This window comes from Mucilaginibacter sp. SJ (genome assembly GCF_028993635.1).
GTDB lineage: Bacteria > Bacteroidota > Bacteroidia > Sphingobacteriales > Sphingobacteriaceae > Mucilaginibacter.
The window spans coordinates 2,591,579-2,607,263 of the sequence record NZ_CP118631.1; the positions used below are offsets into that span (position 1 = coordinate 2,591,579).

The 15,685-nt window shown below is 44.1% G+C and carries 14 protein-coding genes; 6 read left to right on the forward strand and 8 right to left on the reverse strand.

Features of this window, described 5'->3' with window-relative positions:
* Positions 1 to 18 precede the first annotated feature (18 nt).
* On the reverse strand, positions 19 to 1,515 hold the full coding sequence (gene mnmE / locus MusilaSJ_RS10325; RefSeq protein ID WP_274989898.1) for a tRNA uridine-5-carboxymethylaminomethyl(34) synthesis GTPase MnmE: 1,497 nt from the start codon (positions 1,513 to 1,515) through the stop codon (positions 19 to 21).
* Positions 1,516 to 1,685: 170 nt separating this feature from the next.
* On the opposite strand from mnmE, the gene MusilaSJ_RS10330 reads away from it, so the two are divergent.
* Positions 1,686 to 2,744, forward strand: a complete 1,059-nt coding sequence (locus MusilaSJ_RS10330) for a nucleoid-associated protein (RefSeq protein ID WP_274989899.1) — start codon at positions 1,686 to 1,688, stop codon at positions 2,742 to 2,744.
* Between the two features lie 83 nt (positions 2,745 to 2,827).
* Positions 2,828 to 3,121, forward strand: coding sequence for a hypothetical protein (locus MusilaSJ_RS10335; protein WP_274989900.1), 294 nt, complete (start codon positions 2,828 to 2,830; stop codon positions 3,119 to 3,121).
* Between the two features lie 13 nt (positions 3,122 to 3,134).
* Here the strand turns inward: MusilaSJ_RS10335 and MusilaSJ_RS10340 are convergent, their stop codons facing one another.
* The 4 genes from MusilaSJ_RS10340 to proS form a co-directional block, all read right to left on the reverse strand.
* Positions 3,135 to 3,935: a TIGR02757 family protein gene (locus MusilaSJ_RS10340; RefSeq protein WP_274989901.1), complete on the reverse strand. Its 801-nt coding sequence runs from the start codon at positions 3,933 to 3,935 to the stop codon at positions 3,135 to 3,137.
* Positions 3,936 to 4,023: 88 nt separating this feature from the next.
* Positions 4,024 to 5,163 (reverse strand): cystathionine gamma-synthase, encoded by a 1,140-nt coding sequence (locus tag MusilaSJ_RS10345; RefSeq protein ID WP_121230793.1) that lies wholly within the window; start codon positions 5,161 to 5,163, stop codon positions 4,024 to 4,026.
* 100 nt (positions 5,164 to 5,263) lie between these two features.
* Positions 5,264 to 5,635 (reverse strand): four helix bundle protein, encoded by a 372-nt coding sequence (locus tag MusilaSJ_RS10350; protein ID WP_274989902.1) that lies wholly within the window; start codon positions 5,633 to 5,635, stop codon positions 5,264 to 5,266.
* 130 nt (positions 5,636 to 5,765) lie between these two features.
* On the reverse strand, positions 5,766 to 7,238 hold the full coding sequence (gene proS / locus MusilaSJ_RS10355) for a proline--tRNA ligase (RefSeq protein ID WP_274989903.1): 1,473 nt from the start codon (positions 7,236 to 7,238) through the stop codon (positions 5,766 to 5,768).
* A 100-nt stretch (positions 7,239 to 7,338) separates the two neighbouring features.
* Here proS and MusilaSJ_RS10360 point away from each other — a divergent pair, with 100 nt between their 5' ends.
* The 3 genes from MusilaSJ_RS10360 to MusilaSJ_RS10370 all read left to right on the forward strand — a co-directional run bounded on the left by MusilaSJ_RS10360 (position 7,339) and on the right by MusilaSJ_RS10370 (position 11,800).
* Positions 7,339 to 8,274, forward strand: a complete 936-nt coding sequence (locus MusilaSJ_RS10360) for a hypothetical protein (protein WP_274989904.1) — start codon at positions 7,339 to 7,341, stop codon at positions 8,272 to 8,274.
* Between the two features lie 30 nt (positions 8,275 to 8,304).
* Positions 8,305 to 9,786, forward strand: coding sequence for an OmpP1/FadL family transporter (locus MusilaSJ_RS10365; protein ID WP_274989905.1), 1,482 nt, complete (start codon positions 8,305 to 8,307; stop codon positions 9,784 to 9,786).
* A 229-nt stretch (positions 9,787 to 10,015) separates the two neighbouring features.
* Positions 10,016 to 11,800: a DUF885 domain-containing protein gene (locus MusilaSJ_RS10370; RefSeq protein WP_274989906.1), complete on the forward strand. Its 1,785-nt coding sequence runs from the start codon at positions 10,016 to 10,018 to the stop codon at positions 11,798 to 11,800.
* Between the two features lie 135 nt (positions 11,801 to 11,935).
* On the opposite strand, the gene MusilaSJ_RS10375 is transcribed toward MusilaSJ_RS10370, so the two are convergent.
* From MusilaSJ_RS10375 to kduI, 3 genes are all read right to left on the reverse strand, one after another.
* Entirely contained in the window at positions 11,936 to 12,715 is a 780-nt protein-coding gene (locus tag MusilaSJ_RS10375) for a DUF4350 domain-containing protein (protein ID WP_274989907.1), read from the reverse strand.
* Positions 12,716 to 13,127: 412 nt separating this feature from the next.
* Positions 13,128 to 13,943, reverse strand: coding sequence for an SDR family oxidoreductase (locus MusilaSJ_RS10380; protein ID WP_112654753.1), 816 nt, complete (start codon positions 13,941 to 13,943; stop codon positions 13,128 to 13,130).
* 30 nt (positions 13,944 to 13,973) lie between these two features.
* Positions 13,974 to 14,804 carry a 5-dehydro-4-deoxy-D-glucuronate isomerase gene (gene kduI / locus MusilaSJ_RS10385; protein WP_274989908.1) on the reverse strand — a complete coding sequence of 277 codons (831 nt, stop codon included), beginning with the start codon at positions 14,802 to 14,804 and terminating at the stop codon, positions 13,974 to 13,976.
* A 266-nt stretch (positions 14,805 to 15,070) separates the two neighbouring features.
* Here kduI and MusilaSJ_RS10390 point away from each other — a divergent pair, with 266 nt between their 5' ends.
* On the forward strand, positions 15,071 to 15,685 hold the full coding sequence (locus MusilaSJ_RS10390) for a NanQ anomerase/TabA/YiaL family protein (protein WP_274989909.1): 615 nt from the start codon (positions 15,071 to 15,073) through the stop codon (positions 15,683 to 15,685).

The window sequence follows — 15,685 nt, forward strand, 5'->3', positions numbered from 1 at the left end:
ATTTGTCAGCCTGCGTACCTATTTGCCGATGCAAAATTTACTAAATATATTCTCCAGCAAATCATCTGTGGTAACAACGCCGGTGATCTCACCGAGATAGTGAAGCGCCTGTTTAATATCCATCGACAAAAAATCGGAAGTTATACTGCCATCAATACCGCCCAATACCCTTACAAGCGCCTCTTCAGTTTTTTGTAAGGCTTCGAGGTGGCGGATATTGGTTACCAGCGTTTCATCGCCACTGAGCTGGTCTTTTACGGCAGACGAGTAGATCTTGTGTTTCAATTCGTCAATATGATGTTTTTCTTTGGCGGAGATAAAAATTATGTCCGGAACTCCGAATGTCCGAAAGTCGGGGGATGGAGAAGTGAATAAACCTCGTTCCCCGAAACCGTAAGCATTATCGAATAAATCAGCGAAGCTTCTTTCGGACTTTTCGACTTGCTGGCTTTCTGACTTATTTAACAAATCTGCTTTATTGGCTACCACTAACATGGTAACCCCGGGTTTTTGCAGGCTGGCGATATCACTATTCAGTTCTTCAATAGTAATTTTAGCGGCGTCAAAAACATAAACCAACAGGGCCGACTGGCTGATCTTTTCCATGGTGCGCTGTACGCCAATCTGTTCAATAGCATCGGTAGCTTCCCGGATCCCGGCAGTATCAATCAGCCTGAAATTAATGCCCTGGATATTCAGCACCTCTTCAATCGTATCCCTTGTGGTTCCGGGGATGTGGCTCACTATGGCACGCTCTTCATTAAGCAGGGCGTTCAGCAGGGTTGATTTACCCGCATTTGGCCTGCCTGCTATTACAGTGTTTACACCATTTTTAATGGCATTACCCAACTCAAATGAGTTAACTAACCGGCCAACGATTTTGGTGATTTCATGGATCAACTGTTTCAGCTGATCACGGTTGGCAAACTCTACATCTTCCTCAGCAAAATCGAGTTCCAGTTCAATGAGCGAAGCAAAGTTTACCAGTTGCTCGCGCAGGGCCTGTAACTGAGTGCTGAAGCCTCCGCGAAGTTGTTGCAGGGCCACCTGCTGCGATGCTTTGGAGTTGGAGGCGATCAGATCGGCAACAGCCTCGGCCTGGCTCAGGTCGAGCTGACCATTGAGGAATGCCCTTAGGGTAAATTCACCGGGTTTGGCCGACCGTGCACCTTTTTTGATGAACAGTTTAATGATACTTTCAATAATATAACCCGAAGCATGGCACGAAATCTCAACCACGTTTTCGCGGGTGTATGACCGCGGACCAACAAACAACGATACCAGTACCTCGTCCAAAATCAAATCGCCATCAGCAATACTGCCGAAATGGATAGTATGCGATGCCTGTTTGCTCAGGTCTTTGCCTTTAAAAACACTGTTGGCTATGTTTATGGCATCAGGGCCCGAAAGGCGGATCACAGCAATGGCGCCCACGCCGTTTGGTGTGGCAAGGGCAACTATGGTATCGGTATTATCTGTCATTTTTTTGTTGATAGTTAATGGTTCATAGATCATGGCCTAAGCCCGCCTAATTTACCAAAGTGCAAAGGTCGTTATTTCGTGGTGATTTTTCTTATCTACTCCTTCTAATCCATCTCCATATGACTTGAACATGAAAAACGCAGGCACGCCATGAACTATGATCCGTGAACCATTAACTAAAATCTTTACCTTCGCAGGCAATTATGGTAACTTTTTTTGAAGCTTCGCTCGATACTATTTCGGTACATCACGTTGGTAATCAGTCGCAGGAAGAGATGTATGCACTTTCCGAACAGCCGTTGGAATTAAAGGATGAGATTATTCCCAACCTGCTTATGCAATATTTTCTGAAACCTTTTGAAAAGGCTAACGAGGTTTATCACCTGATGCATAGCAGTGGCGACCTGGAACTGAACGAACTCCATCACTTTGCCACACAGGTATTTGATGACAACACTAAGTTTCATGAGGCATCTGAGAAAATAGCGAAACATTTGTACAAGGTTACCAATCACCCTAATATTAAAGGCGGTGAACTTTATGTGGTTTACTTTAATAAAGTACAAATTGAAGGCAACCCACTGGATGTCATCGGGATCTTCAAGTCGGAAAACAAGGAAACTTACCTTAAAGTTTATCCCGACAAGGGTGGTTTCCAGGTTGACTATGAGCAGGACGCCATCAACATCAATAAGCTGGATAAAGGTGTATTGATCTTCAATATCGAAAAAGAGAACGGCTACAAAGTAGTGGTTGTTGATAAAATCAACGGCGGACAGGAAGCTGCCCGTTTCTGGAAAGATGATTTTTTGCAGCTAAAGATCCGGAATGACAGTTTTAACCAAACCAACAATACGCTCGGTATCTACAAAAACTTCGTGACCGAAAAGCTTGATGATGAGTTTGAAATGAGCAAAGCCGACAAGATAGACCTGCTGAACCGCTCCATGAAGTATTTTAAAGAAAAGGAAACCTTTGATATGGAGGAGTTTTCGAACGAGGTAATCGGCAACGAACAAGCCATCGAATCGTTCAAAAATTTCAAAAACCAGTACGAGCAGGAATTTGACAGCCCTATTGCCGATAATTTTATTATATCAGAAAATGCTGTAAAAAAACAGGCCCGTGTTTACAAAAGCGTTTTAAAGCTTGATAAAAACTTCCACATCTATATTCACGGCGATAAAGAACTGATTGAGAAAGGCTTTGACGATGGCCGGGCGATGAATTATTATAAAGTTTATTTTAAGGAGGAGGCGTAATGGCAAAAAACAACAGATAGTGAATAAACCTTTGTTTCTCGCGTGAGTCATACCTGCAACACAAGAAAAATAAACTAAGTCACATGTCTGCTCTAAAAAACACGCTCATTATTCTGTCAATTCTACTGATATTCTCCGGTTGTAGTGTAAAACATTATACTATTGGGATGAGTGAAAGCGAATTTAAAAATTCCGAGAAATACAATTTGGAGTTAGTCGAAGAGACATCGCAACACGCAGTTTACAGGCGAATAGCTTCAGCAGATGCCCAATCAAAACCATTATCATATCATTATTATTATTTCAATAACGGCACATTGGTACGCACAGAGCTTGTTGATGCGCCTAAGCCAGACATTGTAGTTTTGGGCAAATAGGATACTACTATATTTAAAACTGCACACCCCAGCGTTCTTCAATCCCCAAACCAAACAAAGCAAAATCATATTTAACCGGGTCGTTAGGATCGAACTCGCGGAGTCTTTCGGTCAGTTCAACGGCCGTTTGCCAATCGGTTTGCTTGCGGTTAATAAGATTGAGTTTGCGCGATACCCTGTCAACATGCAAATCAAGCGGACAGATCAGACCGGCCGGTTTGACGCGGTTCCAGATGCCAAAATCAACGCCGTTATCGTCCTTCCGCACCATCCAGCGCAAAAACATATTCAGCCGTTTGCATGTTGATTTTTGTGACGGTGATGATACGTGTTTTTTTGTACGATGGGGAAAATCAGGCAGGGAAAAGAAATATGACCGAAAGTAATTTAAGGCAACCTCAACTACCTGATCCTTTTGCTCCCCCTTTAGGGGGCCGGGGGACATCGGCATAAACGCGTCTTCCAACGATTCAAACTTTTCGTAATGCTGCCTAAAAAACGCGATAAAATACAGCGTATCCACATCATTAAATGTCCGGTGCTTAAACTTCAGCAGTTTTTTCAGATCGGGTTCTTCGTGGTTGATGATAAAATCAAATGGAGCACCATCCATCAAGGCTATCAGTTCCTTACATTTTTTGATGATGGTAACCCGTTGTCCCCAGGCCAGTGTAGCAGCCCAAAAGCCCATAATCTCGATATCCTGTTTTTGGCTAAACATATGCGGGATGGAGATCGGATCATTCTCAATAAATTCGGGGCGGTTATATTGGGCAACTTTCGCGTCGAGGAAGGCTTTGAGATTTTCTGTCATGATTTTATTAGTGGCAGTTGCGGTAGCAGTAGCAGTTACTCATTTAACTAAATTAAAACAACTGCTACTAACCGCTGCCACTGCTACTTTAACTTAAAGCTTGTTTAATATCCTCGAGCAAGTCCTCAATATCTTCCACACCAACGCTCAGGCGCAGCAGGTTATCAACTACGCCGGCTTTTTCACGCTCGGCTTTGGGAATTGAGCCGTGGGTCATGCTTACCGGGTGATTGATCAATGATTCAACTCCTCCTAATGACTCGGCCAATGAAAATACTTTAAATGACGAAGCAATACGGAAAGTCTCCTGCAGATCGGCACCTTTCAATACGATGCTGATCATACCACCAAAATCGCGCATTTGTTTTTTGGCGATATCATGATTAGGATGATCGGTAAAGCCAGGCCAATAGATCTTTTCAACCTTAGGGTGATCTTTCAAAAACTCGGCAATCTGCCTGCCGTTTTCGCAATGGGCTTTCATACGCAGGTGCAGGGTTTTGATACCTCTCAAAACGAGGAAACTATCCATCGGTCCAGGAGTGGCTCCGCAGGCGTTATAGATGAACCAGAGCTTTTTATAAAGTTCTTCATCGTTCAGCATCAGTGCACCCATTACCACATCGCTATGGCCGCCAATGTATTTGGTTACCGAATGCATTACAATATCAGCACCCAGATCTATAGGATTTTGCAGGTATGGTGATGCAAAGGTATTATCAACCACAAAAAGCAGATTCTTTTCTTTGGTGATCTTACCGATGGCTTCCACATCTACAATGCGCATAGTAGGATTGGTTGGTGTTTCAATCCAAACCAACTTGGTTTTATCATTCACATGAGCGCGAACAAGCTCCGGATCAGACAGATCTAAAAAGTGGAACTTGATACCGTAGTTGGCAAAGATCTTAGTAAAAATCCGGTATGAGCCTCCGTAAAGATCGTTACCGGTAATAACCTCATCGCCCGGGGCAAGCAGCTTCATCACCGCATCGGTAGCGCCCATGCCGCTCGAAAACGCCAAGCCAAACTTTGCATTTTCCAAAGCAGCCAAACAATCTTCCAAAGCCTTACGGGTAGGGTTGGTACCACGCGAGTACTCATAGCCCTTATTATCCCCCGGCGATTTTTGCCAGTAGGTTGATGTTTGATATATTGGCGTCATGATAGCGCCGGTAGTTGGATCGGGCTCCTGCCCTGCGTGTATTGCTTTAGTTGCGAATTTCATGAGTGGTGAGTGGTTGTATTTTTTAGGTGAGTGGTTGATCGGGTTGATTAAGTGAGTGGTTTGCTTTCGGAATTAACAACTCACTCAATCAACCATTCACTTAATCAACTGTTCCTTTTTTTGTCTTTAAATACTGAATGTAACCATTTATTAATCTCAGGCAACTATCGTATTCTACCTGAAACGCTTGCAGTGTCTCGTTTGTTATAATCTCTTCATCTAATGCGATTATCAAATGATCGAGTGTTTCTGTTAAGGATCCTCTGGCCATTATACAAAAGCGAATATTATCCTGATAATGAAACCTGCCGTGTCCCTCAGCTAAATTATTGCCTATAGAACGAGAAGAACGGACAATTTGATCTGTAAGTCTATACCTTTCTTCAACAGGAAAGTTTTTTACAAATCCAGAAATGATATTTCTAATTTTCCGTGCTTGTTTCCATGTTTCAAGATCTGTAAATGAAGCCATTATTATTCAATTAGTGAATAGTTGTTTAGGTTATCCGATTGATAAAGTTATGAAGAAATTCTAATCCTCAGCAAGAAGATTGAAATACCAACCACTCACTTAATCAACCCATTCAACCACTCACTAACATTTAATACGCCCTCGCAAATAACACCCGCTGCGTCGATGGCTTACCTGTCAAAATACATTTACCTTCTTCCTGTTTATTATTTAAAGGTATGCAACGGATTGTCGCCTTAGTTTCCTCTTTTATTTTTTGTTCGGTTTCGGATGTGCCATCCCAGTGCGCGCTGATAAAGCCGGGTTGCTCGTCGAGCATGCGTTTAAACTCGTCCCAGGTATCCACCTCGGTGGTGTTTTCGGCACGGAAATCAAACGCTTTTTTATAGATATTTTGTTGGATCTCTTCAAGCAGGTTTTCGATAGTTTGTGCAAGACCTTCCTGGTTAACAGTTTCTTTAGTCTTGGTATCACGACGGGCCAGCTCAACTGTTCCGTTCTGCATATCACGGCTACCGATAGCTACACGTACCGGTACACCTTTCAATTCATATTCAGCAAATTTAGCACCCGGGCGGTGGGTATCGCGGTTATCAAATTTAACCGATATGCCTTTGGCCTTAAGTTCTTTGCTCAGGGCTGCTACGTACGCCGAAATGTTATCAAGCTCTTCCTGGTGTTTGTAGATAGGTACTACAACCACTTTTATAGGCGCAATTTTGGGAGGCAATACCAAACCGGCATCATCACTATGCGCCATGATCAGCGCGCCAATCAAACGGGTTGAAACACCCCATGAAGTAGCCCAAACATAATCGAGCTTATTTTCTTTATTGGTGAACTTTACATCAAAAGCTTTGGCAAAGTTCTGTCCTAAAAAGTGCGATGTACCGGCTTGTAAAGCTTTACCATCCTGCATCAGCGCCTCAATGCAATAAGTATCCAAAGCACCGGCAAAACGCTCATTAGCAGTTTTACGGCCTTTTACTACCGGCAATGCCATCCAGTTTTCGGCAAAATCGGCATATACGTTCAGCATTTGCTCGGTTTCGGCTACCGCTTCTTCAGCCGTTGCATGCGCGGTGTGGCCTTCCTGCCATAAAAACTCGCTGGTACGCAAAAACAAACGGGTGCGCATTTCCCAGCGCATTACGTTGGCCCATTGGTTAACCAGGATAGGCAGGTCGCGGTATGATTGGATCCAACCCTTGTAAGTGTTCCAGATAATAGTCTCTGATGTTGGGCGGATGATGAGCTCTTCTTCAAGCTTGGCTTCCTCGTCAACAATAATATTTCCTTCGCCATCATTTTTGAGGCGGTAATGGGTTACAACAGCACATTCTTTGGCAAAACCGTCAACATGGCTGGCTTCTTTACTAAAGAATGACTTGGGTATTAAAAGCGGGAAGTAAGCATTACTGTGACCGGTATCTTTAAACATCTCGTCAAGTACCGCCTGGATCTTTTCCCATATCGAATAACCGTACGGTTTAATGATCATACAGCCTCTGACCGGCGAATACTCGGCCATGTCAGATTTAATTACTAAGTCGTTAAACCATTGCGAATAATCTTCGTCTTTACTAATAACACCTTTGCTCATATTGATTGGATAGAATTTGGACTTGTGTAATTGTTGTATATTGCTGCCAAATTTATAAATTTAAAACTTATTTGACCTTGAACTTTTTACTAACCTGCATATGAAACGGAACATCGCGATAGGAATGTTTATCATCGGTGCCATGGCATTGAGTTCCTGCTCTACAACCAAGCTTGCATCAAACCAAAGTAATGACAACGTTTATTTTTCTGATGCACGAGCGGGCGATGAACCTGTTTATGCACAACAGCCGGCTTATAACCAAACCCCGATTGCAGAAGATGGATATAGTGATGATGACGATGATTACTTTTACTACGATGATTATTCGGCACGTATAAACCGTTTCAGTTATTTTTCCCCTTTTGGTTATTACGATGACTTTTATTCAGCATATAATAGCTATCCTTACTACAACTACGGCCTTGGTTATGCTGGCTTAGGCGGCTATTACGGCGGCCTCGGTTATGGCGGCTACGGCGGCTGGGGACCAGGATACGGATATGGCCTTGGCTGGGGATATGGCGGTTGGGGATTAGGCTACGGATATGGTGGCTGGGGTTATGGAGGTTATGGATACGGCGGTTATTACGGCGGCGGTTACGGATACGGTGGATATGGCGGTTACTATGGTGGAGGCTATGCTTCATCAGGTACAGCACGTCCTTACCGTGGTAATGGCAATCCGTTTGCAGGCAGTGGTGGCCGTCCTGTTAGCAGTGCCGTTTCAGGCATAGGTTATGTTCCCGGAGGCCGCAACAGACCATTGGGCAGCCGCACAAACACCTACAGTACCGGCAACAATAACGCAAACAATACCTATAACAACAGCAATGGCACCCGTTATGCACGTCCTGCCCGTACGGATGCAGCACCATCACGAGGTGACGCACAACCGGTTTACAGACAACCACAGGTTGAACGTACAACACAACAACCATCATATACACCATCATCAAGTTCAAGCAGCGGCGGCAGCTCACGTAGTACCGGCAGCAGCAGTGGCGGTGGTGGCGGCAGACCATCAAGACCTTAAACCTAAATCTTATATTTTTACCTGAATTTTATGAAAATCAAGTATTTACTAAGCGTAATTGCTATAGTAGCAATTACTAAAGATAGCTTTGCGCAATACTCACAGGATGCCATCAGGTTTTCAACCTTTCAAACCGGATCAACCTCACGTATCAAAGCTATTGGCAACGCCGGCACAGCTGTAGGCGGCGATTTGAGCTCGGTTAGCGGCAATCCCGCCGGCTTAGGCTTTTTTACACACTCGGAGGTTAGTATTACCCCCGAGTATGATAACTCCAAAATAAGCTCCAGCTTTTTTGGGCAGGCAGGAAGCGCCAACCGTAACGATGTGAACATGAGCAACGCAGCCATCGTATTTTATCAGCAGCTAACCACTCGTGGGCGCGACAAAAGCAAAGGCTGGCTAAGTATCAATTATGGCGCTGGCTACAGCCGTACCAATAACTTTTATGAAAACGTTGCTTACGGCGGCACCAACCAAACCAGTTCTATTTCTGATTATTATGCAGGTATTGCCAAGCGCGAAGTATCTCAATATGGCAGTGTTAACCCCACCGGGCTCGATGGCTGGGCATATGATCATATCCTGATCGATAATTTTGGCCCTGCAACTGACCCAAATTCGTATGCAAGTACAGTGAATGTTCCGGTAAGGCAGCTGGCAGGGATTACCCGTACCGGCGGCCAGTCGGAGTTTAACCTTTCGTTTGGCGCCAATTACAGCAATAAGCTTTATATAGGTTTGGGACTGGCTATTACCGATATCAGGTATAACTCGCATGCCAGGTTTACCGAAAATGGCAACGCCATTATAACCAATGGCGGCAACCCTACCGACTTTTCATCCACTTTTGCGCAAGACCAAAGTACCAAAGGCTCGGGCTTCAACGCCAAATTGGGTATTATTTATAAACCTATACAGGCCTTACGTTTAGGTTTTACATTTACCTCACCAACGTTTTATAATATTGATGATTCATATGCCGAAGGGCTTGCCACACAATACACAGGTGGCAAGAGTTATCAAAACGTATCCGAACCATATCAGCTAAGCTACAATCTGCGTACGCCGTTAAAATTGGCAGGTGGCGCGTCTGTTTTCATAGGCAAATATGGTTTCATAAGCGGCGATGTTGAATATATCGATTATACCACTACTCATTTAAGCAGTAACGACAGCTATACTGCCGATGGTGATAACAGCGATATCAAATCACTTTACCGCTCAACAGTGAACCTTCATGTGGGCGCCGAAGTAAACGTGAACAGCCTCGTTTATCTGCGCGGCGGTTACAGCCAGCAGGGCAACCCGATGAAAGACCTGGGCAGCAATATTAAAACAGTTAGTGGCGGCATAGGCTTCCACTTTGGTGCTTATTTTGTTGACGCTACTTACGCGAGGGTAACCGGCAAACAAACCATTTTCCCTTATGAAGTAGGTGCGACCAGTCCTTTCGCCGATTTGAAAAAAACTAACAACAATGCATTCCTTACTTTAGGGTACCGCTTTTAACCGTTGATTTTTTTGACTGATTACGCTGATTGCGTTGATCTGTTCTACAGCCTGTCTTTTCGCTACGAAAAGACAGGCTGTTTCATTTAACGTATATCGTTGTGCCGTCGTTGATGTCGTCGCCAGCAATGCCGAAAAAGTCAAAATGTGCTATTATCAGCGAAATCAACGTAATCAAAAATATCAACGGTCAAATTAAGTAACTTGCCATTCATAATTTAAATTGACCATGAACAAAAATCTACTTAAAAGCACCGGTTTGTTAGTGCTATTGACTGGTATCGGCATTAATGCCCGGGCGCAGCAATCGGCCGAAACAAAAGCCTGGGTAGCCAAATCAAATGAGTATACCAAAATCATCATCGATCTGGATAAAAAATACTCGCCCGAATACGGATCATCGCAAGGCCTTGCAGAGTACGACAGCGACATCGCTGTACCAACCCTCAAAAACATCATGGCCGAACGCAAGGATGAAGAGGCCGTTGTCGCTAAACTTACCGAAGCCCTTAAGACTGAAAAAAATACTTTTATTCAACAGGATATCAATATCATTATAACCCACCTCAAACTGGGTTTTCGCCAGCAGGACTTTGAGTTGAGCCGCCAGGTCCCTTTTTTAAATGCGTCCTCAACCATTTACAGCGGACTGGAAACACTGCTTGACGATCAAACCCCCGAAGCCCGTCGCCAGGCAGCGGTAATGCGTATCCGTAAGTATGTAGGACTGGAAAAAGGTTATAAACCATTGACAACCATTTACAGGGAACGTGTACAGCACCAGATGGAAGGTAAAAACATGATCTATCCGTCAAAGCAACGCATGGAAACCGATCTATCGCGCAATGCGAGTATCGTAAGCGGCATCGCCGAGCTTTGTACCAAATACAAGGTGACCGGATGGGAACAACCTTATGCAATCCTGAAAAAACAGCTGGAAGATTATGACAAATGGGTAAAAACAAATGTACTGATAAAAGCCCGTACAGATTTCAGGCTCCCACCCGAAGAGTATGCTATGAACCTCGAAGCTTATGGCATAGATATTCCCCCTGCGAAAGTAGCTGAAATGGCACATGCCCTGTTCAACCAGATCCAGGACGAGATGAAGCCTATTGCCGGGCAGATAGCTAAGAAACGTGGCCTGCCCTCAGGTGACTATCGATCTGTAATTCGTGAACTTAAAAAAGAGCAAATCCACGGAGATTCTATTATTCCGCTGTACGAGCAGCATTTAAAAGATATTGAAGGCATCATTCGCGATCATCAACTGGTAACGCTGCCAAACCGCCCGGCTATTATCCGTTTAGCTACGGCCGCCGAAACCGCGCAGAGCCCGGCCCCACACATGGTGCCGCCGCCGTTCCTGAACAATACCGGCCAGCGCGGTGTATTTGTGTTGCCTTTGAACATGCCTTCGTCACCCGGTGAAAAGGCTACGGACAAATACGATGACTTTACTTTTGATGCCGCTTCATGGACTATCATAGCCCACGAAGCCAGGCCAGGTCACGAACTGCAGTTTGATAAAATGGTAGAGGAAGGAGTATCACAAGCCCGTGCATTATATGCATTTAACTCAACCAACGTAGAAGGCTGGGGTTTATATTCCGAATACATTACCCGCCCTTACATGCCTTTAGAAGGTCAGTTAGTATCGTTAGATTACCGCCTGCTCAGGGCAGCCCGCGCCTTTCTTGATCCCGAATTGCAGGCCGGTAAAATCACCCAGCAGCAGGCGCTTGACGTGTTAATGAATGATGTGGTACAATCACGTGCATTTGCCCGCCAGGAGGTTGAACGCTATACCATTAACGCCCCCGGACAGGCTAACAGTTACTTTTATGGCTTTACCAAGATGATTGCCCTCCGTAAGGATACAGAAGTAGCCTTAGGCAGCAAATTCAACGCTTTGCATTTTCATGATTTCATCCTGTCGCAAGGTATTCTGCCACCGGCATTGATCCGTGAGGCAGTGATGAATGATTTTGTGCCGAAGGAGAAGGCGTTGTAAACTTATCTCAGGAATTAGATAAGCCCAAAAACGTCATTGCGAGGTACAAAGCAATCCCAAACTATACAGAGCAGCTCTGCTTATCGGGGATTGCTTTGTACCTCGCAATAATGCTTTTTTATTCGATGCTTCCTTTTACTTCTTCGCCTGTTTCAAAAGCCATTGTGCGATATCATTCGCAGCCTTATCATTCTCATAGCCGGCCGGCAACCTGCCATTCACGTACTCATTATACAGCCATGGATCGCCAACGGCGATTACCGTTCCTTTACCATATTTGGCAGATGCTATAATAGTTGCTCCTTCTTTATTTTTAAGCACAGATACAGCAACACCGCTTAAGCCAATTGAACATGCATCCTTCATGAAAACCTTGGTTGCTGTTTTAAGTACCGGATTATTTTTAACATAGATAGCGCCATTTTCAAAATGGGCATCATCAATAACATGGTTTTGCAGATCATTGTTAAAATGCATCCCGAATTTGGCAGCAAGGTTGTTGAAATGCGATAGTTCTACGTTTACACTGTCATTCGCCATCATCAATAAAACACCGCCCTTTTTCACCCATGCGCTTATCTGCTCAATATCATCTTCCTGGATATAGTTAGGGTTCAGGCTCTCCTTTTTGGTATCAGGATCAACTATGATATAAACAGATGAACCTTTCAGGTTGCTCAAAGTTGGTGCTACATCAAGTGTATCCAGCTTAGCGCCGCGGCTTGTAAAAGCCTCGCCAAAGATCTTGAAACCGTTGTTGTCCGCTTCATCCCACAGATAATGAAAGCGTTCCGGTTGCCCGGTTACTCCTTTATGTACTTCGTGGTTGAAGTAATAATCGAGCGTTACGGTTTGTGCACTTGCGGCAAAGCCGGCAAGGGAGAACAGGGTTATAATGGATAATCTTAGTTTCATAGTAGGTCTATTATTTGGTTAGCCTGTGGTAGGTGTTATCACCATAGATTTAACTTTTTTATCTATTTTCCAGGTGTTCAATTTTTTTAGGTGTAAACACTTTCACTTACCTTCAAAAAAACAATACTGATAATCAACAAGTTAACTTTATTAAAAAGCACCTCTTTAACAGAAATGAACACATACCCATTGATAATCAACAAGTTAATATTTTACAAGATCAAAAATTGAACACTGTGTTTTTTAAAAAATTGAACACTTGTGTTTGTGCCCAGTTTTACGGCCATATATCTCAGCGGTCATGCTGAACTTGTTTCAGCACCTCACTCGCCAGGTAACCGTCATGTATGAAGCCGACCTTAACAATGGGATCCCGAAATAAATTCGGGATGACCTTAGTTATATTATTCCCCTAAACTCCTCCAAAAATCGAAAACCCTCCGTCAACGCAGATCATCGAACCGGTTACAAATACCGAGGCATCGCTCAGCAACCATACCAGTGCTCCTTTCAGTTCGTCGGCATGGCCAAAGCGTTTAAAAGGTGTTTGTTTGATCACCAGTTCGCCCCTTTGGGTATAACCGCCTTCGGGTTTAGTGAGCAGGTAACGGTTTTGTTCTGTAAGGAAAAAACCAGGCGCCAACGCGTTCATCCTTATTGCATCACCATAACGGTTAGCCAGCTCAACCGCAAACCATTGGTTATAGCAATCAACAGCGGCCTTGCCTATATTATAGCCTAATACCTTGGTTATGGCGCGTTTTGAGTTCATTGATGATATATTAACGATGCTGCCCCTACCTGTTTTGGCAATGGCTTCGCCGAAAACCTGTGTAGGGATCAGTGTACCCCAAAGGTTCAGCTCCATTACTTTTTTCATGCCATCGATATTCATTTTAAAAATATCCTCATCGGGCTGTAAAACGCCTTCGGGCATGTTGCCGCCCGCACCGTTCACCAGGCCATCTATCCTGCCAAAAGCTGCCAGCAATTTATCTTTGGCGGCCACCAGTTCAGCCTCGTTCATTACATCGGCCACCAATGCTATGGCTTTGCCCCCGGCTGCATTTATGGCGTTGGCACGTTCTTCTGCTACCTGGGCATTACGGCCAAGAATGCCTACCGCGCCCCCCGCCTCAACAATACCATCTATAAATGCTTTGCCTAATATGCCTGTTCCGCCTGTTACTACAATTACTTTACCGGCTAATGAAAATTGATTCTCCACTTAAACTATATTTTTAAGGTTGATGTATAATTATTTCAGATCTGTTATAGCTATGGCGTCCATGTCGGTGTAGTCGAGGTTTTCGCCTGCCATACCCCAAATAAAGCTGTAATTTGCCGTACCGCTGCCCGAGTGGATGCTCCACGGCGGCGATACCACAGCATCGTAATTATCCATGGTGATATGCCTCGTTTCCTGTCCTTCGCCCATATAATGAAAAATCTTCTGACCGGCAGGTACATCAAAATAAAAATATGCCTCCATACGCCTGTCGTGCACATGGGCCGGCATGGTATTCCAAACACTGCCTTCATGTAGTATGGTAAGGCCCATTACCAGCTGGCAGCTCCGTACACCTTCCAGGTGGATATATTTATTAATAGTGCGTTTGTTTGCCGTTGCTACCGAACCCAGCTCAACCTTAACCGCATCGGCGTGCGTAAGCAGGGTTGTGGGGTATACCGCATGCGCCGGTGATGACAGCAGATAAAATACAGCCGGTACTGATGGATCGGCACTTTCAAAAGTTACGTTTTTTGTCCCTTTACCAATGTACAGGCAATCAAGCTTGTTCACTTCAAAGACCTGCCCGTCGGCTTTTACTATACCGGGGCCGGCTACGCTGATGATCCCGATTTCGCGGCGTTCTAAAAAATATTCTGCACGCAGGTTTGGGTAATTTGGCAGCTCAAGTGTTTTACTTACCGGGTTGGCCATACCTACAATCATTCTGTCGTAATGGGTATAGGTACAATTGATCTGGTCGGGCTGAACCTGTTTATCTATCAAAAATCTTTCGCGTATGGTAGTGGTATCGTAGCTTTTAAAATCCGTTGGGTGGACGCTGTGTATTGTTTTCAAAGCAAATATGTTTTAGAAAATCTTTTGTTAATAAATACAATTCTACAATCTTATAAACGATTTCAAAAGCCATTTAAGCCTTATTTTCACTCCAACGTTATAGTTTATCTGCCGTACATTAGCACAAATAAAAATCAAACTATAACGTTAAAGTAAATATTTAACGGTTAGTATATTGTTTTATTTATTTAAGCTTGTATAATTGATACTTAATGAGCTGCCGAACCAGGGCAACGCCAATTCAATAACCGGTAAACTAATAAACTATGAAACAATTAGCAGCCTATAAAAACATCGCGCTACTAACCGTCTTTTTGCTTGTTGCAGGCATTGCTAATGCCCAGCAGCAGGAGCTTACAACTAAAAGCGCAAAAACATGGGTAAAAAGCCGCATCTGGGCTAATGGCTTAAAGCTTAAATTAAACTCCTCAACCAATAACCTCGAATTTGCAAAACAATATGCCGCCAATAAAGCGGTATGGGATAAGGCTTTTGAATTTCTGCGCGAACGCAATCTTGACCAGATAGCTCCCGGTAAATATCCTATAGATGGCGATAATGTTTATGCATCCGTTACTGAAGGCCCTTCCAAAGAGTTTGAACAATCGGCCTGGGAATCGCACCAAAACTATATCGACCTGCAATATGTAATCAAAGGCAAGGAAAAGATCGGTGTCGCCCCTATTGAAAGTCTTACGGTTACCAAACCCTATGACCCGGCTAAAGACGGTGCCAACTACAGCGGCGAGGGTAAATACTACACCGCCACTCCCGACGAGTTTTTCCTTTTTTTCCCCGGCGATGGTCACCGGCCTAATATCAAGGTTGACGGCTATGATAAGGTGAAGAAATTGGTTATTAAGATAAAAGTGGTGAAGTAA

Coding starts and splice junctions, on each gene's coding strand:
- proS (WP_274989903.1), bottom strand. CDS start 7,238: ATGAGCAAAGGTGTTATTAGTAAAGACGAAGATTATTCGCAATGGTTT.
- MusilaSJ_RS10330 (WP_274989899.1), top strand. CDS start 1,686: ATGGTAACTTTTTTTGAAGCTTCGCTCGATACTATTTCGGTACATCAC.
- MusilaSJ_RS10345 (WP_121230793.1), bottom strand. CDS start 5,163: ATGAAATTCGCAACTAAAGCAATACACGCAGGGCAGGAGCCCGATCCA.
- MusilaSJ_RS10375 (WP_274989907.1), bottom strand. CDS start 12,715: ATGAAACTAAGATTATCCATTATAACCCTGTTCTCCCTTGCCGGCTTT.
- MusilaSJ_RS10340 (WP_274989901.1), bottom strand. CDS start 3,935: ATGACAGAAAATCTCAAAGCCTTCCTCGACGCGAAAGTTGCCCAATAT.
- MusilaSJ_RS10350 (WP_274989902.1), bottom strand. CDS start 5,635: ATGGCTTCATTTACAGATCTTGAAACATGGAAACAAGCACGGAAAATT.
- MusilaSJ_RS10370 (WP_274989906.1), top strand. CDS start 10,016: ATGAACAAAAATCTACTTAAAAGCACCGGTTTGTTAGTGCTATTGACT.
- mnmE (WP_274989898.1), bottom strand. CDS start 1,515: ATGATCTATGAACCATTAACTATCAACAAAAAAATGACAGATAATACC.
- MusilaSJ_RS10390 (WP_274989909.1), top strand. CDS start 15,071: ATGAAACAATTAGCAGCCTATAAAAACATCGCGCTACTAACCGTCTTT.
- MusilaSJ_RS10360 (WP_274989904.1), top strand. CDS start 7,339: ATGAAACGGAACATCGCGATAGGAATGTTTATCATCGGTGCCATGGCA.
- MusilaSJ_RS10365 (WP_274989905.1), top strand. CDS start 8,305: ATGAAAATCAAGTATTTACTAAGCGTAATTGCTATAGTAGCAATTACT.
- MusilaSJ_RS10335 (WP_274989900.1), top strand. CDS start 2,828: ATGTCTGCTCTAAAAAACACGCTCATTATTCTGTCAATTCTACTGATA.